Annotated in this window: 22 protein-coding genes; 13 read left to right on the top strand and 9 right to left on the bottom strand. The window is 60.7% G+C overall.

From position 1 onward, the window contains the following. Positions 1 to 59: 59 nt before the first annotated feature. From Q4577_RS13605 to dusB, 3 genes are read right to left on the bottom strand one after another with little or no spacing between them, the layout of a single operon-like run. Positions 60 to 1,424 carry a response regulator gene (locus Q4577_RS13605; protein ID WP_244690142.1) on the bottom strand — a complete coding sequence of 455 codons (1,365 nt, stop codon included), beginning with the start codon at positions 1,422 to 1,424 and terminating at the stop codon, positions 60 to 62. Then, entirely contained in the window at positions 1,424 to 2,557 is a 1,134-nt protein-coding gene (locus Q4577_RS13610; protein WP_244690144.1) for a nitrogen regulation protein NR(II), read from the bottom strand. Before Q4577_RS13610 ends, Q4577_RS13605 begins: the two co-directional genes overlap by 1 nt. Further along, on the bottom strand, positions 2,554 to 3,549 hold the full coding sequence (gene dusB / locus Q4577_RS13615) for a tRNA dihydrouridine synthase DusB (RefSeq protein WP_303467862.1): 996 nt from the start codon (positions 3,547 to 3,549) through the stop codon (positions 2,554 to 2,556). The genes Q4577_RS13610 and dusB overlap by 4 nt, the downstream gene beginning before the upstream one ends. Before the next feature lie 161 nt (positions 3,550 to 3,710). Here dusB and Q4577_RS13620 point away from each other — a divergent pair, with 161 nt between their 5' ends. The 4 genes from Q4577_RS13620 (at position 3,711) to Q4577_RS13635 (ending at position 7,119) form a co-directional block, all read left to right on the top strand. Then, a complete protein-coding gene (locus tag Q4577_RS13620; RefSeq protein ID WP_303467863.1) occupies positions 3,711 to 4,835 on the top strand; it encodes a bifunctional 2-C-methyl-D-erythritol 4-phosphate cytidylyltransferase/2-C-methyl-D-erythritol 2,4-cyclodiphosphate synthase in 1,125 nt (374 codons plus the stop codon). Continuing rightward, positions 4,832 to 5,320, top strand: coding sequence for a phosphatidylglycerophosphatase A (locus Q4577_RS13625; RefSeq protein WP_303467864.1), 489 nt, complete (start codon positions 4,832 to 4,834; stop codon positions 5,318 to 5,320). Before Q4577_RS13620 ends, Q4577_RS13625 begins: the two co-directional genes overlap by 4 nt. Next, positions 5,320 to 5,793 (top strand): CinA family protein, encoded by a 474-nt coding sequence (locus tag Q4577_RS13630; RefSeq protein ID WP_303467865.1) that lies wholly within the window; start codon positions 5,320 to 5,322, stop codon positions 5,791 to 5,793. The genes Q4577_RS13625 and Q4577_RS13630 overlap by 1 nt, the downstream gene beginning before the upstream one ends. A 144-nt stretch (positions 5,794 to 5,937) precedes the next feature. Continuing rightward, entirely contained in the window at positions 5,938 to 7,119 is a 1,182-nt protein-coding gene (locus Q4577_RS13635; protein WP_303467866.1) for an ammonium transporter, read from the top strand. Between the two features lie 133 nt (positions 7,120 to 7,252). On the opposite strand, the gene Q4577_RS13640 is transcribed toward Q4577_RS13635, so the two are convergent. After that, positions 7,253 to 7,717, bottom strand: a complete 465-nt coding sequence (locus Q4577_RS13640) for a type II toxin-antitoxin system RatA family toxin (RefSeq protein ID WP_303467868.1) — start codon at positions 7,715 to 7,717, stop codon at positions 7,253 to 7,255. A 73-nt stretch (positions 7,718 to 7,790) separates the two neighbouring features. Here Q4577_RS13640 and hpt point away from each other — a divergent pair, with 73 nt between their 5' ends. Together hpt and Q4577_RS13650 are read left to right on the top strand one after the other, a co-directional pair. Next, positions 7,791 to 8,333, top strand: a complete 543-nt coding sequence (hpt, locus tag Q4577_RS13645; RefSeq protein WP_244690158.1) for a hypoxanthine phosphoribosyltransferase — start codon at positions 7,791 to 7,793, stop codon at positions 8,331 to 8,333. Positions 8,334 to 8,468: 135 nt separating this feature from the next. Then, entirely contained in the window at positions 8,469 to 8,648 is a 180-nt protein-coding gene (locus tag Q4577_RS13650) for a hypothetical protein (RefSeq protein ID WP_303467870.1), read from the top strand. Positions 8,649 to 8,698: 50 nt separating this feature from the next. On the opposite strand, the gene Q4577_RS13655 is transcribed toward Q4577_RS13650, so the two are convergent. Beyond that, the gene (locus Q4577_RS13655; RefSeq protein WP_303467871.1) at positions 8,699 to 9,556 is read right to left on the bottom strand and encodes a LysR family transcriptional regulator; all 858 of its coding nucleotides are present in this window, start codon (positions 9,554 to 9,556) and stop codon (positions 8,699 to 8,701) included. A 96-nt stretch (positions 9,557 to 9,652) separates the two neighbouring features. Here Q4577_RS13655 and Q4577_RS13660 point away from each other — a divergent pair, with 96 nt between their 5' ends. Genes Q4577_RS13660 through Q4577_RS13670 form a run of 3 tightly spaced genes read left to right on the top strand, consistent with a single transcriptional unit; the run spans position 9,653 to position 12,132 of the window. Continuing rightward, a complete protein-coding gene (locus Q4577_RS13660) occupies positions 9,653 to 10,108 on the top strand; it encodes a cytochrome c (protein WP_303467872.1) in 456 nt (151 codons plus the stop codon). A 9-nt stretch (positions 10,109 to 10,117) separates the two neighbouring features. Then, positions 10,118 to 11,026 (top strand): cytochrome c, encoded by a 909-nt coding sequence (locus tag Q4577_RS13665; RefSeq protein WP_303467873.1) that lies wholly within the window; start codon positions 10,118 to 10,120, stop codon positions 11,024 to 11,026. 53 nt (positions 11,027 to 11,079) lie between these two features. Beyond that, positions 11,080 to 12,132, top strand: a complete 1,053-nt coding sequence (locus tag Q4577_RS13670) for an NAD(P)/FAD-dependent oxidoreductase (RefSeq protein ID WP_303467874.1) — start codon at positions 11,080 to 11,082, stop codon at positions 12,130 to 12,132. A gap of 126 nt (positions 12,133 to 12,258) precedes the next feature. Here the strand turns inward: Q4577_RS13670 and lipA are convergent, their stop codons facing one another. Further along, a complete protein-coding gene (gene lipA / locus Q4577_RS13675; protein ID WP_244690170.1) occupies positions 12,259 to 13,209 on the bottom strand; it encodes a lipoyl synthase in 951 nt (316 codons plus the stop codon). Between the two features lie 264 nt (positions 13,210 to 13,473). Here lipA and Q4577_RS13680 point away from each other — a divergent pair, with 264 nt between their 5' ends. Continuing rightward, on the top strand, positions 13,474 to 14,025 hold the full coding sequence (locus tag Q4577_RS13680) for a peroxiredoxin (protein ID WP_303467875.1): 552 nt from the start codon (positions 13,474 to 13,476) through the stop codon (positions 14,023 to 14,025). Positions 14,026 to 14,122: 97 nt separating this feature from the next. Here the strand turns inward: Q4577_RS13680 and Q4577_RS13685 are convergent, their stop codons facing one another. Further along, positions 14,123 to 14,590, bottom strand: coding sequence for an Lrp/AsnC family transcriptional regulator (locus tag Q4577_RS13685; protein ID WP_244690174.1), 468 nt, complete (start codon positions 14,588 to 14,590; stop codon positions 14,123 to 14,125). Between the two features lie 79 nt (positions 14,591 to 14,669). Here Q4577_RS13685 and phhA point away from each other — a divergent pair, with 79 nt between their 5' ends. Both phhA and Q4577_RS13695 read left to right on the top strand, forming a co-directional pair. Next, the gene (gene phhA, locus Q4577_RS13690; RefSeq protein ID WP_303467961.1) at positions 14,670 to 15,506 is read left to right on the top strand and encodes a phenylalanine 4-monooxygenase; all 837 of its coding nucleotides are present in this window, start codon (positions 14,670 to 14,672) and stop codon (positions 15,504 to 15,506) included. A gap of 9 nt (positions 15,507 to 15,515) precedes the next feature. Then, positions 15,516 to 15,845 (top strand): 4a-hydroxytetrahydrobiopterin dehydratase, encoded by a 330-nt coding sequence (locus Q4577_RS13695; RefSeq protein WP_303467876.1) that lies wholly within the window; start codon positions 15,516 to 15,518, stop codon positions 15,843 to 15,845. Between the two features lie 44 nt (positions 15,846 to 15,889). Here the strand turns inward: Q4577_RS13695 and Q4577_RS13700 are convergent, their stop codons facing one another. Then, positions 15,890 to 17,080: a DUF6456 domain-containing protein gene (locus Q4577_RS13700; RefSeq protein WP_303467962.1), complete on the bottom strand. Its 1,191-nt coding sequence runs from the start codon at positions 17,078 to 17,080 to the stop codon at positions 15,890 to 15,892. 176 nt (positions 17,081 to 17,256) lie between these two features. Here Q4577_RS13700 and Q4577_RS13705 point away from each other — a divergent pair, with 176 nt between their 5' ends. Continuing rightward, positions 17,257 to 17,580, top strand: coding sequence for a DUF6477 family protein (locus tag Q4577_RS13705; RefSeq protein ID WP_303567621.1), 324 nt, complete (start codon positions 17,257 to 17,259; stop codon positions 17,578 to 17,580). Positions 17,581 to 17,666: 86 nt separating this feature from the next. On the opposite strand, the gene Q4577_RS13710 is transcribed toward Q4577_RS13705, so the two are convergent. Next, on the bottom strand, positions 17,667 to 19,211 hold the full coding sequence (locus Q4577_RS13710) for a trimethylamine methyltransferase family protein (protein WP_303467877.1): 1,545 nt from the start codon (positions 19,209 to 19,211) through the stop codon (positions 17,667 to 17,669). Between the last annotated feature and the right edge of the window lie 99 nt (positions 19,212 to 19,310).

The following is a 19,310-nucleotide window of genomic DNA, read 5'->3' on the forward strand; positions in this document are numbered from 1 at the left end:
GTGGCTCTCTCCCGCTACAGCACGTCGACTGCGGCTTCGGGGCCACTCCTGTGGCTGTTTTACATCAACTTGCGGCGCCGTGTCACGGGAATATCGAGGTCGGTGATCTTTTTGCGCAACGTATTGCGATTGATGCCAAGCAGTTCGGCACATTTTGCCTGATTCCCGCCGGTCGCTTCCAGCGCGATTTCGATCAGCGGAAATTCCACTTCCTTCAAAATCCGCTGATACAGACCCGGCGGCGGCAACAGCGCGCCATGCAGGTCGAAATACCGCCGCAAATGGCGCGAAACAGAGGCCCCCAGCTTTTCGCTGCTGCCCCCCGACAGCACCGGTTCCATATCGGGTTGATTGCCCAGAACCAATTCAACCTCGGTGCGGGTGATTTCTTCGGCGCGGCTGGTCAATGACAGACGGCGCACCGCATTTTCCAATTGCCGCACATTGCCCGGCCAGCTGTAGGCGCGGAACAATTCCACCGCATCCGCCGAAAGCCAGCGTTTCGGCGCGCCATCACGTTCGGCACGGGCAAGAAAGTGATCAGTCAAAAGCGCGATGTCTTCGACCCTTTCGCGCAGCGACGGCACCTGAATCGTGGCACCGGACAGCCGGTAATAAAGATCCTGCCGCACCCGCCCCTTGTCCAGCGCCTCGGCCAGATCGCCCTGGCTGGTGGCCATGAACCGCGGCACATGTTCGCCCGGCGTGTCGACCATCCGCACGATACGGGCCTGAATTTCATCGGGAATATCGGTGATTTCATCAAACAACAGCGTGCCGCCCTTGACCCGCGCCAGAATGCGGGCCGGACCCTCGATATCACGCAGGTCGTTGCCGGTGACGGTCACAAACGGCAAGGTGCGCCGATCCGAAAAGTCATGAATAGCGCGCGCAATCAACGATTTGCCCGTTCCGCTTTCGCCGGAAATCAACACCGGCAGATCGGTGTTCATCACCCGCGCCACCAACCGGTAAAGCGCCTGCATCACCGGCGTGCGCCCGACCAAGGGCAATTCGTCCGGTTGATCCGGGGTGTCCATTACCGGACGCGACGGCGCGCTGCGCGATTCCAGCGCCCGTGCCGTGCGTTTCATCAGATCCGGCAGGTCAAACGGCTTGGGCAGGTAATCATAGGCCTCGGCCTCGGCGGCCTGAATGGCCGTCATGATGGTATTCTGGGCCGAAATCACGATCACCGGCAGATCCGGCCGGTCCGAGCGGATTTTCGGCAGCATTTCCAACCCGTTGCCATCCGGCATGGCCACGTCGGAAATCACCACGTCGCCCTTGCCCTCGCCCACCCAGCGCATCAGCGTGGTCAGCGACGATGTGGCATGCACCTTGCATCCCGCCCGTGTCAGTGCCTGGGTCAATACCGTGCGGATCGTGCGGTCGTCATCCGCTACTAGAATGGTGCCGTCCATTATTCAGCCTCCTGGGTCGTCGGGTCGGCTTCCATGCCCTTGGGCACCATCGGAAGCGATATGCGAAACACCGTGCGCCCGGGCACGGAGCTGACGGAAATCCATCCGTCGTGGTCCGAAATGATCTTGCTGACCAGCGCCAGCCCAAGGCCGGTGCCGTTTTCTTTGCCGGACACAAAGGGTTCAAAAATGTCGCCCTTCAACGCCTCTGGCAGACCGGGGCCATCATCAATGACCTCGACCTGAAGCGGCAGGGTCTGGCCGGTGCCATCAGACCGGCGCAGACGAAAGGCCCGCTCGTAATAGGAATGCAGCCGGATGGTGCCGCCCTCTGGCCCGGCCGCTTCGGCGGCGTTGCGGACCAGGTTTGACACCACCTGAAGCAGCTGATCGGGATCGCCCCAGGCATTGGGCAGCGAGGGGTCGTAATCCTCGACAATCTTCATATGCGCCGCCGCGCCAACAAGCGCCGACCGGCGTGCGCGGTCCAGAACATCATGGATATTGACCGACCGCAGCTCTGGTGCCGACAGGTTGCCGAATTGCTCGACCTGCTCCAGCAGCTTGACGATACGCCGGGTCTCACCGACGATAAGGTCCGTCATTTCAAGATCTTCTGCGTTAAGGTTCATGCTAAGCAACTGGGCCGCACCCGCGATTCCCGCCAGCGGATTCTTGATTTCATGCGCAAGCATTTCGGCCATGCCAATCGCGGATTTGGCGGCGGATTTCACCGATTGGCTCTGCGTCATGCGGCCGGCCAGCTCACGCGGGGAAATCAGCATGATCATCATGCCGTCATGCCCCTGCATCGGCGCGACCTGAAGGTTGCACTGCAACGGCGCGCGGCTGCCCGAGCCGACATCGACATCGTTGACAAACAACGGCGTGCCATGTTCGCGGGCGCGGGCAAAGCTTTCTTCCAATGGGGCATCAACCGCCAGCCGATCCCACAATGGCTCACCGCGCAGCGATTTGGCCGAAGAATTCAGGAACCCCTCTGCCGCCGGGTTCACATCAAGGATGCGGTCTTCCGCATCAATCAACACGCCCGGCACCGGCAGGGATGACCAGACCGCATTGTCCTCGGACAGATCGGGGGTCGATGCGCCGCGGTTAAACAAGGAAATCATGCTGCCACCTGTCCATTTGAGGCCAGAGCATCCCGCAGATGCGCCAGAACCTGTCTGGGGTCTGGCGCGGTCAGAACCACGCGCCGCAACCCGGCTTCTGTGCCGGCCTCATCCATATACCAGCCAAGGTGCTTGCGCGCGACGCGCCGTCCAAGATCGGTGCCATAAAACCTCAACATCTCTTCGTAATGTCCTGAAACCATGTCACAAAATGCATCGCCTTTCGGAATTTCCGGCGCGGGTGCGCCAAACAGATCATGGGCGATTTGCGCCAGTATCCAGGGCCGCCCCTGTGCCCCGCGCCCGACCATCACCCCAGCCGCGCCTGACGCGTCGAGGGCGCGGCGCGCGTCCTGGCTGTTCTTGATGTCGCCATTTGCCAGCACCGGAATATCCACCGCCGCGCTGACATTGGCGATTGCCGCCCAATCGGCCCGGCCCTTGTAGAACTGGCATCGGGTGCGGCCATGGATGGTGATCATCTTCACCCCCGCGTTCTGCGCCCGTTGCGCCAGATCCGGCGCATTCAAAAGCGCATCATCCCAGCCCAGCCGGGTTTTCAGCGTCACCGGAAGGTCAACCGCCCCCACCACGGCCTCGATCAGGGTCAGCGCATGATCGAGATCTTTCATCAGCGCCGATCCCGCCGCGCCTGCGCCGCTGGCGCTGGTCACTTTCTTGGCGGGACAACCCATATTGATGTCAATCAGCCGGGCGCCATTCGCCTCGATCTGGCGGGCGGCCTCGGCCATCCAATAGGCGTCGCGCCCAGCAATCTGCACCGCCGTCGCCGCAACCCCATATCCCAATTCAGCTTTTTCGCGCACGCCGGGTTTGGCCTGAACCATTTCCTGGCTGGCCACCATTTCCGATACGACCAGCCCCGCGCCGAAACTTTGAACCAGATTCCGGAACGGCAAATCGGTAATCCCGGCCAATGGCGCGAGAAAGACCGGCGGGTCTAGGGAGATTTCTGCCACCTGAATGGTCACATGCTTAATCCTTGTGCAGCACCTTCTGGAATATCCGCTTGAGGGGGCAACTGCAACAATCCGAGGCGTTGCTGCATCTGCGAAAAGATCGTTTGCCAAAAAAATAGGCAATTACCCCGGGGCAATTGCCAGTTGCATCAGCAGGGAATATCAACCGCGGCATGAAGATTGCCGTTTTGATAGTCGCCGCCGGGCGTGGCACCCGCGCAGGCCCCGGTGCGCCCAAACAATGGCGGCCCCTTGGCGGGCGCCGGGTGGTGGATTGGACTTTGGCGGCATTTGACCTGCCGGACATCGCCAAGACCGTGCTGGTGATCCACCCCGATGATCAGGCCGAGGCCCGGGGGCTGAACGTTGATCTGGTGACCGGCGGGCCGACGCGCGCCGACAGCGTGCGCCGGGGGTTAGAGGCGCTGGCCGATCAGGGCTTTGATGCGGTCCTGATCCATGATGTGGCCCGCCCCTGCGTTTCGACCACGGTGATCCATGGCGTGATCGCGGCGCTGCATCATGGCCCCGCCGCCGCGCCGGCGCTGACGGTGACCGATGCGCTTTGGACCGGCGAGGATGGCCGCGTGACCGGCACGCGCGACCGATCCGGGCTGTATCGCGCCCAGACACCGCAGGGGTTTCACTTTGATATGATCCTCGCGGCGCACCGCGCCTTTGACGGCGACGCATTGGATGATGTCGCGGTGGCGCGTGCTTTTGGGCTGGACGTGACCATTACCATGGGCGCAGAAGAGAACCTCAAAATTACCCATGCGGCGGATTTCGCCCGTGCGGAACAGTTTCTGAAAGGAGCGCGCCCCATGCGCATTGGCAATGGATATGATGTGCATGCCTTCTGCGACGGCGACCATGTCACCCTTTGCGGGGTGCAGGTGGCACATGATCGCGGGCTGTTGGGGCATTCCGATGCCGATGTCGGCATGCATGCGCTGACCGATGCGATCTATGGTGCTTTGGCACGCGGTGACATCGGCCAGCATTTTCCGCCCTCTGATCCGCAATGGAAAGGCGCCGAGAGCCATATCTTCCTGCGTCACGCGATGGATCTGGCACGCGAGATGGGATTTGGTCTGGGCAATGCCGATGTCACCCTGATTTGTGAGCGGCCCAAGATTGGCCCGCATGCGGATGCGATGCGCGCCGCCTTGGCAGATATCATGACGGCGGATGTGGATCAGATCTCGGTCAAGGCAACCACATCGGAAAAACTCGGCTTTACCGGCCGTTCAGAGGGGATCGCGGCACAGGCCAGCGTTCTTTTGGTGCGGATATGAGCCAACTTGTCGCCACCTGGTTTTATGTCGGCTATATGCGGCCCGCGCCCGGCACCTGGGGATCGCTGGCCGCCCTGCCCTTTGCCTGGATCCTGCATGTGGTTGGGGGCCCGTGGCTTTTGCTCTGTGCGACGCTGGTGATCTTTGCGCTTGGCTGGTGGGCCACGGCACAGGTCACCGCCGGTCAGGACGATCACGACCCGTCCGAAGTTGTCATCGACGAAGTTGCAGGCCAGTGGATCGCGCTCTTGCCGGTCTCTTTTGGTGCGGCCTTCATGGGCGCAGAGGTGCTGCGGCTTTGGCCCGGTATTGTGGCGGGGTTTGTGTTGTTCCGTCTGTTCGACATCTGGAAGCCCGGCCCAATCGGCAAGGCCGACCGGCGCGGCGATGCGCTGGGGGTGATGCTGGATGATGTGATTGCCGGGGTTGCGGCGGCTTTGGTCGCCATTGTCCTGGCCGCGATTGCGCATGGGGTGCTGGTCTGATGTCGCTGGCGACGGATCTGTTGGCCACGGCCCGCGCCGCCGGGGCCACCGTGACCTGTGCCGAAAGCTGCACCGGCGGCATGGTTGCCGCCGCCATCACCGATGTGGCGGGATCATCGGCAATATTCGAACGGGGCTTTGTCACCTATTCCAATGCCGCCAAACAGGACATGTTGGGCGTGTCGCCCAAGACCCTGACGACATTTGGCGCGGTATCGGAACAAGTGGCGATCGAAATGGCCGAAGGCGCGCGCGCCGCCGCAGATGCGAGTGCCGCTGTTTCGATCTCTGGCATTGCCGGACCCGGCGGGTCAGAATTCAAACCCGAGGGCCGGGTCTGTTTCGCGGTGGCAGATGCCCATGGCACCACCGCACAGACGGTCGAATTCGGGGCCCTGGGCCGGGAAAACGTGCGCGCCGCCGCCCGCGATCACGCGCTCGGCCTGCTCCTGCATACTCTGCGCAACAATTAATCTTTATCCGATTTTTTCGCGCAATATTCAGGCATACATGAATCGCGGCCCATTTGTGCGCCGCTTCGGTCGGTTGCTGCTTTTTTTTGCACCTCCGGTACGCTTTCTGCCCCCGAAAGTGGCCAATCAGGAGGATTCTTAGGGATGAATGGTGCCGATACAGCCTGGATCATAGTTGCAACCGCGCTGGTCCTTTTCATGACATTGCCGGGGCTTGCCCTGTTTTATGGCGGGCTTGTGCGCGCGCGCAATGTGCTGAGTGTCTTCATGCATTGCTATGCGATTGCCTGCTTGATGAGCATTCTTTGGTTCGTTGCCGGGTATTCCATCGCTTTTGGCGGCGGCGACAGCGGCTATTGGGGTGGTTTGGACAAACTTCTGCTGCTTGGCATGACGACCGAGGATCTGTCCGGCACCCTGCCCGAGATTTTGTTCTTTGCCTTTCAGATGACCTTCGCGATCATCACTCCGGCGCTGATTGTCGGGGCCTATGTCGAACGGGTTGGTTTTGGCTTTGTCCTGACGTTTTCCGGGCTTTGGATGCTGCTTTGTTATGCACCTGTGGTGCATTGGATCTGGGGCGGCGGGATGCTGGCCGATGGGGGCATCTTTGGCGAGGTTGGCGTCAAGGACTTTGCCGGCGGCATTGTGGTGCATGAAACGGCGGGTCTTGCGGCCCTGATCCTGGCGGTGTTCCTTGGGCCGCGCCGCAACCGGACCACACCACCGCACAATCCCGGATACGTGATGATCGGCGCGGCGATGCTTTGGGTCGGTTGGTTCGGCTTCAACGGCGGATCGCAATTGGCCGCCGACGGTGGCGCGGCAATGGCGCTGACCGTGACGCATATCTCGGCGGCGACCGCATCGCTGACCTGGGCGCTTTGGGAAAAGATCAAATTTGGCAAATCTTCTCTGGTGGGTCTGGTCACCGGCACCATCGCGGGCCTTGCGTCGATCACACCTGCCAGCGGCTTTGTTGGCCCGGTCGAGGCGCTGATCATTGGCGCAATTGCCGGGGTGCTGTGCCAGGAGGCGGTGAACTTCATCCGCAACGCGCTCAAGATTGACGACACCCTCGACGTCTTTGCGGTGCACGGCGTTGGCGGCATCTTTGGCACGATCATGATTGCGGTCTTTGGTGCGGGCAGTTTTGTCGCGCAGCTCGGCTCCCTGGCTATTGTGGGCGTGTTCACAACAGTGGTCACCGTGGTGCTGATCTATGTGGTCAAGGCCATCACGCCGCTGCGGGTCGATGAAGAGACCGAGACCAACGGGCTCGACATGGCGGTACATGGCGAACGGGCCTATGACCACGCCAGCTAGGGATCACGCCAGTTAAAGACAAGGCGGGGGCCAGCCCCCGTCCCTGCGGGACTCCCCCGGGATATTTGTGAACAGAAGAAGGGCCCTGCGGGGTCCTTTTTACATGGGACAGATTCTTGACCTGGGTCAGATTTCAGGTTGATCCGGTGGTTCCATAAAGCGCGGCGGCGCGGGTTTCAAAGGCGCGCACGATGCGGTGCATGGCTTCGTTGAACACCACACCGATGATCTTTTGCAGGATCGCATTCTTGAATTCGAAATCAACAAAGAAGGACACGTCGCAGCCACCGGTCGGCCTGTCGGCGAAGCCCCAGTTGGATTTCATGTATTTGAACGGGCCGTCGAGATATTCTGTGTCGATCTTGCGGGCCTCGGGCCAGAGCACAACGCGGCTGCCGAATTTTTCGCGAAACACCTTGAAGGAAATCACCAGATCCGCCTCTAACAGGGTGGATGCGTCGGCTTGTGCCACCTCGCGCCGGATGCGGGCCGCGGCGCACCACGGCAGAAATTCGGGGTAACGCCCCACATCAGCCACCAAATCGTACATCTGTTGCGCGGTATACGGCAGGTGGCGGGTTTCGGAATGGGTTGGCATAGGGCCCCGGATTTGTCATGACAATTGCGGGGCCGGTGTCGCCCTTTGATCCAGGAATTTCAAGGGGTGGCCCATGACCGAACGACCATATGTGATAGATCAGATGATCTCGGCCAAGGCCATTGCGGCCCGAATCGAAGAGTTGTGCCGCGACATCCGGACCGAATTCAGCACATCGGAAAAGATTGTTGTGGTTGGGCTTTTGCGCGGATCTTTCGTGTTCATTGCCGATCTGGTGCGCGAGCTGGACATGTCGGTCGAGGTCGATTTCATCGAGGCGTCCTCTTATGGTGATGCAATGGAATCCAGCCGCGAGGTCCGCATTCTGAAAGATCTGCGCGGGGCGATCGAGGGGCGTGATGTGCTGGTGGTCGAAGACATTGTTGATACCGGGCACACGCTGCACCATGTGATCAACCTGTTGTTGTCGCGCAATCCTGCAAAGCTGCGGTCGATTGCCTTGTTGGACAAGCCGACCCGGCGCGAGGTTGATTTCCGTGCCGATTGGATTGGTTTTGAAATCCCGGATGAATTTGTTGTCGGGTATGGCATCGACTTTGCCCAGCGCAATCGCAATCTGCCCTATATCGGCAAGGTGCGGTTTACCGGCGAATAGCGGCGGTTTGGGCGCGTGGGCTGCGGTTTGGGCCGGGCCGTTAACTTGATCCGGGTCGCGAATTTGAACCAGCCCGCGAAACGCGTTAGGTCTTGGTCAGCCGGAGGTTCGCGGCGTCACACAGGATTTGGTGCAATGCATTGGCTGCTACGCATGTCGCGATGGGCGCGCAATCCACCTTCGACCCGCAAGGTGATGTTGGTTTTCGGGGTGATTGCCGCCTGTCTGGTACTCTATGCGATTGAAAAATGGATTGGCTGGCCGGATGCTCTGACCGCAGAGCGTCTACCGCGCCGGGGGATCATCGGCCAATAACGCCATGGATCTATGGGCCCATGGCGTCGGCGGCTTTTGGCCCGCGAAACTTATGGCCCGCGAAGCCGGTCCGCCGCAGCGATCAGCACGGAACCAACCACCGTCATGACCCGCTGCATCCCGGGCGAGTCAGCCAGATCGCGGTGGCACAGCACCCAGATCGGACTGCGCATGGCCGGCAATCCGACCTGCATCGGCTGCAACCCCGGATCCCCTTGCGCCAGAATATGCGGCAGGATCGCAATGCCCTGCCCCGCCAGGGCCATCGCCCGCAACGCCACAAAGCTGTCGGCGCAGGCGACAATGTCATCCGGCGCCACATGTTCCGACATCCATTGCGCGGGGGTTGCCCGCACCAATGGCCCGGCAAGTCCCAGCCAATGGCGAACCGCCCCGTCGCGGGCATAAGCGCCAAAGCCCAGTTCGGCCACGCTGTCCCCCGCCATATCCGCCGGGCGCGCCAAAGCCGGGCGCACGGCAACATCCGCCTGCAGCCGCGCCATATCCAAATGCGCATTGCTCGACATCAGGGAAATCCGCTGAGGTGCCAGATCCCGGCTCATCCCCGCCAAACCCGCCGCCAGAACCGTGGTGCAGAAAGTATCAGTCGAGGTCAGCCGCAACGTATCGCCCAACCCGCCGCCGCCATCGCGCATCAAATGGCTGACCCGCCGCAAGGCAAGCGCCGCTTTTCGCGCCGCGTCGATCACATGTGCGCGATCCGGGCGCAGCTGATAGCCTTGGTGTGTGCGCTCAAAGACCTGGGCGCCGTGGCTGTCCTCGAACGCGGCGACATGGCGCAAAACCGTTGCATGATTGACCCCAAGCGCCCGCGCGGCGGCGCTGACCGACCCGGTTTCCGCCACGCTCAGCACATAGCGCAGATCATCCCAGCTAGCGTTGTGCATAAAAACGCACCCGATTTGCAGCGATAAAGAATATGTTTGTCATCTGCGCCATGCATACTAACCTTGGATCTAGCCACCAACACCAGGAAGGTAGTGATGAAGAAGCTTGTAACACTTGTTGCCGCGACGGCAATTCTGGCCGGCACGGCCGCCACCGCGCAAGACTACAAAAAAGAGATCAAGGCCCGTCAGGGTTTGATGCAGGTGATCGCACTGAACCTTGGCACGCTTGGCGCCATGGCCAAGGGCCAAATGGAATACGACGCCGCAGTTGCCACCGCCGCAGGTGAATCGCTGCAAGGCGTTTCGATGGTCCACTTTGCGTCACTGTTTCCCGAAGGGTCCGATGGCGGTATGATCGATGGCACCACGGCCAAAGACAGCATTGCTGCCGACGTGGACGGCTTTAACGCCAAATGGGAGGCCTTTGGCCTTGCGGCGACCAAAGCTGCAACCGAAGCGGGCAATGGACAAGAGGCGGTTGGCCCGATCCTTGGGGCGCTGGGCGCCACATGTTCGGACTGCCACAAGTCTTTCCGCATTCCGCAGTAATTGGATAACATGTCTAAATTCCTCAAATTGCTGATCCCGGCCGCGATCGTTGCGGCCGGGGTCGGATGGGTCGCCACTGCGCCGCAAACCGTGGCCAGTGACGCATTTGCCGATGCCACGGGTGATGTCGAACGGGGCAAACAGGTGTTTACCGCCGCCGGTTGTGCGTCCTGTCATGCGGCCCCGGGGGCCAGTGGCGCCGACAAACTGGTTCTGGCGGGGGGCCAGGAGTTCCCCTCGCCTTTTGGCACCTTCATTGCGCCAAACATTTCGCCCGATGCGCAACAGGGCATCGGCGATTGGCAGATGCGTGACCTCGCCAATGCCCTGCTGCACGGGGTATCGCCCGAAGGTCAGCATTATTACCCCGCGTTTCCCTATACGTCTTATGCCCGGATGGATGATCGCGATATCGTCGATCTTTGGGCCTATATGCAGACCCTGCCGCCCAGTTCCGACGCATCGCAGGACCATAACGTCGGCTTTCCCTTCAATATCCGCCGCTCACTTGGCGGTTGGAAAATGCTGTTCCTCAACACGGGTTGGGTGATGGACGGCAATGACCTTGGCCCGGATCTGACCCGTGGTCGCTATCTGGTCGAGGCGCTGGGCCATTGTGCAGAATGTCATACGCCACGCAACGTGCTTGGCGGATTGGATCGCGGGCAATGGATGGCCGGTGCCCCGGACCCATCCGGAACCGGCACAATCCCGGCACTTACCCCGGACAAGCTGACCTGGTCCGCCCAGGACATCGCCTATTATCTCGAAACCGGCTTCACCCCGGACTTTGACAGCGCCGGTGGCCATATGGCCAATGTGGTGGCCAATACCGGACAGCTGAGCAGCGAAGACCGTGCCGCAATTGCCGCATATGTCAAAGCATTGCCGATGCCGGACACAGCAGATGCCGGGTGATTACCTAGAATCGGTGTAAGCTTTCCCCACATCCGCATGTTCTGGGGGGAGCTATGCACGTCGTGATTGCCGGGGCCGGCCCGACCGGTCTTACTGCTGCGGTGGAACTGGCGCGCCTTGGGGCGCGGGTCACCACACTTGAATCGCGTGACGGCCCGTCGCATCTGTCGCGCGCTGTCGGGCTGCAACCTCGCTCACTTGAAATCCTGCGCCCCTCGGGTGTTGCCGATGCAATCCTGGCCGAGGCAATTGCCTTTTCCGGCGTATCTGTTCACCTCCGCGCCGAGGAAATCGCCCGCCTGCCTCTGGGCTTCGACACTGCCAGCCGCATTTGGGGGCTGGCCCAGGACCGCACCGAATCCCATCTAGAAACCGCCCTGACCCATTATGGCGAAATCGTCAGATACGGCGTCGCCTTTCAGGGATTGCAGCAAACCCCCGACGGGGTCGAGATCGAGACCAGCGACGGCATGTTGCATGCGGATTACCTGATCGGGGCCGATGGCGTCAGAAGCAGCGTGCGCGCCGCGTTGGGGCTTGATTTCCCCGGCCACGACCTGCCCGGTCTGTGGTCGATTGCCGATGTCGAGGCCGAGAATTGGCGCGATCCAACAAGGTTTCAGATTTTCCTGCTCGACGGTGGTGACGTGTTGGTGGTCGCCCCGCTGGAGGAAAACCGGTTTCGGGTCATTTCCTCAAGCGAAGATGCGCTGGCGGCGCTGCCGGTCAAGATGGATGTGCGCCGCGTGCACCGCAAAGGCAGCTTTCCCATTTCAATCCGCCAAGTGCAAACATACCAGCGTGACCGGGTGTTTCTGGCCGGGGACGCGGCGCATTGCCATTCCCCGGTTGGCGGCCGCGGCATGAACCTCGGCATGGCCGACGCCGCAGATCTTGCACATAGAATCATGACCAAGGCCACCGATGGCTATCACGCTGCCCGCCATGCAGAAGGGGCGCGGGTGATCCGCCTTTCGGAACGTGGGCGGCGGATGGTGAACACCACCAACCCGCTGCGCCGTGGCTTTGCCATCCGGGCGCTGAAACTCGGCACCGCCATCCCCGCATTGGGGCGCGCGATGATCCGGCAATTGGCCTCGGGCTGATCAACCGGCAACACGGTCTTTGGTTTCATCTGACCAAAAATATCCCGGGGGTGAGGGGGCTGGCCCCCTCTCTTTTTCTTCTCTTTATTCTTCGCTCAGCCTCTTCGCCCAGCGCGCAAAGCGCGTTCAGCCCTTGGCCAGTTTCGCTTCGCGATTGGCCCGCAACCGCGCGAAGTCATCGCCCGCGTGATACGACGACCGGGTCAGCGGCGTGGCCGAAACCATCAGGAACCCCTTGCCATAAGCCGCTTTTTCATAAGTGGCGAATTCATCCGGGTGCACAAACCGTTCCACAGCATGGTGTTTGGGTGTGGGTTGCAGATACTGACCAATGGTCAGAAAATCGATGTCAGCGGCGCGCATGTCTTCCATCACCTGCATGACCGATTGGCGGTCTTCGCCCAGTCCGACCATGATGCCGGATTTGGTGAAGATCGACGGGTCCATCTCTTTGACCCGCTGCAACAGACGCAGGGAATGGAAATAGCGTGCGCCGGGGCGCACCTCGGGGTACAGGCCCGGCACGGTTTCCAGATTGTGATTGAACACATCCGGTTTGGCCTCGACGACGATTTCCAACACTTCAGGCGCGCATTTCAGGAAATCCGGTGTCAGGATTTCAATCGTGGTTTTCGGCGAACGGTGGCGCACCGCGCGAATTGTCTGGGCAAAATGATCTGCCCCGCCATCCTTCAGGTCATCCCGATCGACAGAGGTGATCACCACATGGTTCAACCCCAGTTTTTCCACCGCATGCGCCACCCGACCCGGTTCAAACGCATCCAGCGTGTCGGGCTTGCCGGTGGCGATGTTGCAGAAGGTGCAGCCACGGGTACAGATATCGCCCATGATCATCATCGTCGCATGGCCCTGGGACCAACATTCACCGGCATTGGGGCAACCGGCCTCTTCACAGACCGTCACAAGGTTATTTTCGCGCATGATCTTGCGCGTGGTGTTATAGCCTTCGCCGCCTGGCGCCTTGACCCGGATCCACGACGGTTTCTTTGGCTGGGCGTTGTCGGGGCGATGCGCCTTTTCTGGGTGGCGTTGTTCCGGGATCTTGAGGTCTCGCACGATTTATTCCCCGCGACATGAATTGGTTTCAACGCCTATAACATAAGCACTTGCAGCGAGCCATGCCAAGTCATCAAGGCTGTCATGCTGTCGCGCATCCCCTATTTAATCAGTTGTGCTCGCTGCAAGTTTGCCGTGCAAAGGCGGATTTCTCCTTGGTTCGGGAAAATTCTGCAGGTGCAAAGCCTTGACTTCGCAGCCGCAGAATACTCCATTCCGCTCAGATTGGAATCATTCCAGAACTTGATGCAAATGGAGAGCAAGATGAAAACTGGCTACACCCTGCCCGACGTGACCTTTCACACCCGTGTGCGCGACGAGAGCATCGAAGGCCCGAACCCGTTCCGCTGGGAAGACAAGACCACCGCGGATTATTTTGCGGGCAAACGGGTGATCCTGTTTTCGCTGCCCGGCGCCTTCACCCCGACATGTTCGACCTATCAATTGCCCGGTTTCGAGAAGAACGCCGAAACATTTGCCGCCAATGGCATCGACGCCATTTACTGCATGTCGGTCAACGACAGCTTTGTGATGAACAAATGGGCCGAATCGCAGGATCTGAAGGCCGTGTCGGTCATTCCTGATGGCTCGGGCGAATTCACCCGCAAGGTTGGCATGTTGGTGGCCAAGGACAATCTGGGCTTTGGCATGCGCTCCTGGCGCTATGCGGCCATCGTCAAGGATGGGGTGATCGAAGCCTGGTTCGAAGAGCCCGGCCTCGCCGACAACCACGGCGAAGATCCTTATGGTGTGTCCTCGCCCGAAACTCTGCTGGACTATCTGGCAGAAGAGGCCAAAGGCGTTGCTGCGGAATAAGCGGATGCAATCGGGGGCCAGCCCCCGTCCCTGCGGGACTCCCCCGGGATATTTGTGAACAGAAGAAGGACCAGGGTGCGCTCTGGTCCTTTTTTCGTCAGAGCAAGGGCCAGGGCGAAGTCGGCTTTGTCCGGCGCAACACGAAATGGGTGTGGCTGGCGCGGACCAGACCGGACGACAGGATGCCGCGCATCAGAAAGTGATCGAGGTCTTCGGGGTCTCGCGCCGCGATTTTCAGGATGTAATCGCTTTCGCCGGTCACGCTGGCGCATTCGATGATACGTTCCTGAGTGTCAACCAACCGGGAAAATGCGGCAATGGTGTCCTCTCGGTGGTCCATCAGCGAGACAAACACATAGGCCAGCGCGTGCAGGCCAAGCAATTTCGGATTGAGCCGCGCGGTATAGCCGGTGATCAATCCGGCCTCCTCCATCCGTTTGATCCGCCGCCAGCATGGTGAGGTCGACAGCGCGACCTTGGCGGCGATGTCCTGAACGCTGGCTTTGCCGTCGGTTTGCAGCAGTTGCAGAATCCGGCGGTCGGTGTCGTCGACTGTCAGGGTCATTTTACCCTCCTCTTCCAAAACTGAGGCATATTTTGCCAAGATATCGCCATAGAGAGGCAGGAAAGGCAAGAATTTCCTCCTGCACTGGCGCAAGCTCCCCCTTAGGAGGAGGCCCAAAATGCCCAAGAACACCACATATGTTGCCAAACAGCCGGACAGCGCCGGTTTTATCGATTATTCCCGCGAGGAAGACGCTGTTTGGCGCGATCTTTATGCCCAGCAACTGCCGAATGTGCAGACCCATGCGGCCACGGCCTATCTTGATGGTTTGGCGCGGGTGGGCATGTCACAGACGCGGGTGCCGCAATGCCCGGAGGTTTCGACCACTCTGCGCGATCTGACCGGTTGGCAGGTCGAGGCGGTCCCGGCCCTGATCCCGTTTGGCCGGTTCTTTTCGATGTTGGCGACCAAGACCTTTCCCGCGGCTTCGTTCATCCGCCGCCGTGAGCATTTCGATTATATCGAAGAGCCGGATATTTTTCATGAATTGTTCGGCCATGCGCCGTTGTTGACCGATCCGCGTTTTGCCGGATTTTCTGAGGCGATCGGCAAGGCGGGCCTGTTGGCCACCCGGGAAAATTACAGTTGGTTGATCCGGCTGTATTGGTTCACGATTGAATTTGGTCTGGTGGTGGAAAATGGCGGCTACAAGGCGTTGGGCTCTGGTCTTGCGTCGTCTGTGATCGAGCTGCCCTGGAGCGTCAGTGAGGTCGGGCCGGAACGGCGGCCGTTTGACATTATCGACATCCTGCGCACGCCCTATCGGATCGACATTCATCAGCCGATCTATTTTGTGATCGAGGATCTGGATGATCTGTTTGCCGCGGCCGAACGTGATCTGCTGGCCGATGTGCGCCGCGCCCAGAGTATGGGGCTACATGCGCCGACCTATCCAGCCAAACCCAATGCAGCCTGAGGTGACACAATGACAATTTGCACGATTGGTGGGGCCTGTTCGCCCGAAACGCCCCTGTTGGACCGCGACGGCGCACGGGAAAAGATGGCCGGGCTGCATGGGGATTGGGCGCTGTCGGGGGATGGCACCACCATCACCCGCAAGATCACGGTCAAGGGTTTCGCCAAGGCGGTCTATTTGGCCAATCTCGCGGCCTGGGTTGCCGACCGGCATGGGCATCACCCGGATGTGGCCTTTGGCTGGGGCTATTGCAGCCTGAGCTATACCACCCACGAGGCCGGCGGGCTGACCGAGGTCGACATCACCTGTGCGCGGGATTTCGATGATCTGATCGCCTGAGGGCTGTCATCCACGCGCATGGTCCTGACCGTGTCACATCGCGGTCAGCCAATCATCGCGTCGCCGCCCTGGACGTCCTGATAGAAGCGGCGCAGGCGTTGCAGCGCAATGCGCAGCACGATCTTGCCCGACCGCGCGCTCCAGCCCATGCGCTGTTCGGTGGTTTCCAGCCCCTCGAGATAGCAACAGCACCGCAGGGCGACATCCCCCAGTCCGGGGCCAAGTTCGCCCAGGGCCTCGGCAACGCGACGGCGCGCTTCGGTTGTGGCCAATGGGCCATCGCCCGAGGCCAGGCCGCTGTCGGTGCCGCCGGTCAGGAAACTGTCCCAGTTCTGGGTGGTCCGCGGCGCCATCTGCGCAATTTCGAAATCTTCGCGCAGCCGCTCGCCCGCCGAAACCAGATCATCGCTGAGAAACGGGGTGCCGTCCTTGGTACGGCGCCGCGCCAGAGAGGTCAGCGGCGTTTCATTGGCGCTGTAGCGTACGCGTGGCCGGCGTGGGCGCACCTTTTCCGCTGTCGCCATATCCGGCGCGGCGGAAAAGGCGGCCTGGGCCTCGGCCATGCCGGTCGCGCGGCTGCCCTCGCCCGATCTGCCCGACTGTCTGCCGGGGGTTTCGCGACCGGTTGTGGCCTGCACCTGACATTCGTCCTGCGCCAGAAGATGGCTGAGCGCAGCCCGCCCGGCAGCGGTGATATGATACCGCGTTATCCGTCCGGGGGTCTTGCAGGTAATCCATTCCTTCAGCGCCATGGCCTGGGCAATTTCGGTATCCACAACTGCGGTGCGCTGGGTTGATCCGCTGGCGGTTTCGCGCACCACAACGGCCTTTTCCATGTCCGGCACCACAGCAAGCACCGCGCCGCTCTCGCTCATCCGGCGCAGCACGCGGCGCGCCTCGCGGTTCAGGGTTTCGTCATCGGTCGGGTGGTTATCAAGCTTGGGTTGTGCTGCCATGCTCTTGCCTTTCCTGGTCACCGTCGCCTTTTGAGCAATGGAAATTCCCAGAAGCCGCAGAGCGGAATCCACCAGCGGATCGTCACGGCGGCTTTCCAGCCGGCGCACTTGCCGCAAAACGGTGGAGGGGTGGCAGCCGGATTGCTGCGCCAATTGGCGCAACGATTGGCCTTGCTCGACATGACGGATGTAATGCGCTGCGGCCTTTGGCACCCAGCCCGGCCAATCGAGAGTCGACTGGCCTGGCCAGTTGATCACCGAAGAAGGTCCATTTTCCATCTTTTGCAAGGTTCAGATCCCGCGTTCTGTAAAATTATCCACAACCTAAAGGCGATTTGGTTACTCATTCGTTAATAGTTTCCGCCTTAGGACATCATTGTTTCTAAAGGATAAACAATACTGAGGCCGCCGAACGCTATTTCGCAGGACCGCGCAACACCCGCTAAAGCTGTGCCATGGTTTTGACACAAACCCACGATTGCGAGACCAAAACCATGCAAGATGCTTTGTCACTTCTCAGCCAACTTCGCCGTCCCCGTCTGTTGATTCGCGCCGCTCGTGCCGGGTTGATCGACTATCGTCGCGACCTGCATTTGCAGCGCGCCATGGGCGGATCCACCCCACGCAGGTCCGGGCCCGCGTTGATCAAACTTTTGGAAATGGAACATGAACTGAACGACGCGCGCGTCGAACGCAGCGCCAGCTATGATGTGGCGCGCCATGTGGAAATCATGATCGCCATGATGGGCGAAGCCGCGTTGATCCGTGCCGCGCGATGAGGCGCGTCAGGCACCTTTCCCCTGCGCACGGCCAGGGCCGGCGCGGCGCAGACCATGATGTGCCGACGCCGCCCCTTGCGCCAGTATCAGGTAAACGAATCGCGCATCGAGGCTTTCTTGTTCGCGACATAGGCGGTCAAAGCCTCGTTCACGCCGGGGTCCATCGCCGGCTGCTGGTAATCCGCCAGCATCTTTGACACCCGTTCGGCGGCCAGCACCATCGTGTCCTTGGCCCCCTCTTCATCCCAGGTTTCAAACGGCTTGTAATCCAGCACGTCGGTTTTCCAGAACGCGTCCTGGAAATTGGCCTGGGTATGGGCGCAGCCCAGATAATGGCCGCCGGGGCCCACTTCGCGGATGGCATCCATCGCCTGGGCGTTTTCGTCGGCGCGAACGCCTGCTGCCATTTTGTGCAATACGCCCAATTGGTCGGCGTCCATGACGAACTTCTCAAAGCTCGACACCAACCCACCCTCAAGCCAGCCGCAGGCATGCAGCATGAAATTCACGCCGCCAAGCAAAGCGGCGTTATGGGTGTGCGCGGTTTCAAAGGCCGCCTGGGCATCCGGCAGTTTCGACCCGCACAACCCGCCACCGGACCGAAAGGGCAATCCCATGCGTCGCGCCAATTGCCCGGCCCCGTACAGGATCTGACTGGCCTCTGGTGTGCCAAATGTCGGCGCGCCGGACCCCATGTCGATCGACGTGACAAATGCGCCGAAAATCACCGGCGCGCCGGGACGCACCAATTGCGCATAGGCGATGCCGGCCAGCACCTCTGCCAGCACCTGGGTCAGGGTGCCCACCACCGACACCGGGGCCATCGCGCCGCCCACGATAAAAGGCGAAATGATGCAGGCCTGATTGTTGCGCGCATAAACCTCCAGCGCGCCCATCATCACATCATCAAAGGTCAGCGGCGAATTGACGTTGATGAGCGAGGTCATCACCGTGTTTTGCTGGACGAAATCCGCCCCAAACAGAATTTCGCACATGTCGACCGAATCCTGCGCGCGGCTGGGTTCGGTGACAGAGCCCATGAACGGTTTGTCCGACAACGTCATATGCGCCAGCAACATGTCCAGATGACGCTTGTTCACCGGCACATCGGTCGGCTCGCACACTGTGCCGCCGGAATGGTGCAACCATTTCGACATATAGCCGAGCTTCACGAACTTGCGAAAATCCTCCATCGTCGCATAGCGCCGCCCACCGGCCATATCGCGCACAAAGGGCGGGCCATAGACCGGGGCACAGACCAATGTCTTGCCGCCAATGTCGACGTTGCGGGCGGGATTGCGGGCATGTTGGGTGAAGGTGGCGGGCGCGGTGGCACAAAGCTTGCGCGCCAATCCACGGGGAATATGCACCCGCTCGCCACGGACATCGGCACCGGCCTCGCGCCAGAGGGCATGGGCGGCGGGATTGTTAACGAAGTTCACCCCGATCTCTTCGAGAACGGTTTCGGCGTTGGCTTCGATGATCGACAGCACCTCATCCGACAGAAGGTCGTACAATGGGATGTTGCGTTCGATGTATTTCGCCGTGTCAAAGCTCACGGCCGAACGTGCCGCGCGCCGGGCTGCGCCGCCGCCCCCTCTTGCCCGTCTGCGGGTCCCTGCCTCTGACATGTTGTCACCCTTTCGATCCGATCCGGGCATGTGCCGGCGTTTCTTCTGGATTTACAGCAGGGGCCCGATGCGCCATGGCGAAAATCCGTCCTTTGAGAC

It is taken from the genome of Marinovum sp. 2_MG-2023 (assembly GCF_030548265.1).
Taxonomy (GTDB): domain Bacteria; phylum Pseudomonadota; class Alphaproteobacteria; order Rhodobacterales; family Rhodobacteraceae; genus Marinovum.